At 43.0% G+C, this 1,244-nt stretch carries 1 protein-coding gene; it reads right to left on the reverse strand.

Going from position 1 to position 1,244, the window contains the following annotated elements; all coding sequences use genetic code 11:
• Positions 1 to 217 precede the first annotated feature (217 nt).
• Positions 218 to 994: a hypothetical protein gene (locus B7Y67_RS18460; protein WP_293599882.1), complete on the reverse strand. Its 777-nt coding sequence runs from the start codon at positions 992 to 994 to the stop codon at positions 218 to 220.
• Positions 995 to 1,244 lie beyond the last annotated feature (250 nt).

Consider the following 1,244-nt stretch of genomic DNA (forward strand, 5'->3'; position numbering starts at 1 on the left):
GCCAGTACCAACCCCGCCGTGAAGGATGAGGGGTTTTAAGTCCCGATCATTGATGTAGTCAGATAGCCTATTTTTAAGGGTTTGACTGCCAATAACTACGTCATCTAGACAGGTGGGTGCGTATTTGAGTGCGAAGCTCATGGTAATTCCTTTCTAATTTGGGTAAAAGCAGGGGTGAGGTGATAGGTACCGCACCCCTGTCAAGACTTGCAAAGGCTTAAGCCATCTCTTTGAAGTAGGCTTGGTTAGCCGCTTCAGTAATTGCCGCTTGTGCTGCAAGCTCTGCTTGGGCTTTGATATGCTCATCAACCTTATTCAGTAGTTCTTGAGCAATCTTACGTATGGCTTGCTCGATCATGGCAGTAGTAGAGCCTGGCACTACGCTTAAAACCTGCGTTTGACCACTAGCTAGCATCTTGCCAATTAAGAGCGTGTATTCAGCAGAATCAGCTGGATGCGCTAAGGCAGTTTTTGGCACCAAACTCAACGGGTGTTGTAGTTGGTTAACTAATAATTGCTTAACCTCGGCAACCTTATTATCAAGCTGACTACGCTTTTTAATGGTCTCATCGGTAATGCCCTTAGTACTGGCTACTTCTTCAATACCGCCTACCTTGATTACCCATTCAGCGAAATTACCCACTGAAATCGACTCTTTAGCTGCTACTCGTAATGCACGGGAATAAGCAGAAGCGCGGCGGCGCTCAGCATTAAATACGTACTTTACGATCAAGGTCAGTACTGGGGTGCTGGTTTGTACCTTAATGCCACGTCCTTCTAGATTGGCTTTAATACCTTCTAAAACGACTTTCTCAGCAGAGCTGCCTTTAATTTCGTAATACATACCAAGGCAATCCGAGAGAAGGGCGTAAAGCGCCTTATTGGATTTATCGTAAAAGTCCCGTTGCCAGACTTGACGACGGTTTGCTAATGCATCTAGTTTTACCAAAGTGGCGTTAGCGATTTCTTGCTTTTGATTTGCTGTGATTCTCATGGTGTTGCTCCTTCAAGTTTTAAAAATACCAACACGGTTTTAGCGAAAGTGCTGATGAAACTTTTTGTGTTGATGGAGTCACTGTATATTTTTGAGATTTTTCGAACAAATCACAGCGTTGTTTTATTTCCTTGACCAAAAAATAGGAAAAATCAAAGCTCCATGAACAGGGGCTTAGCAGGCGATTTTATTTGTGAGAAAAAATCACCAAAAAACTTCGTTTGAAAATTCCATGCAAAAATTAAATGTG

The sequence above is a fragment of the Polynucleobacter sp. 35-46-11 genome (assembly GCF_002281105.1).

Bases quoted from the DNA above. Each gene is read 5' to 3' on its own strand.
- B7Y67_RS18460 (WP_293599882.1), bottom strand. From the start codon at position 994: ATGAGAATCACAGCAAATCAAAAGCAAGAAATCGCTAACGCCACTTTG.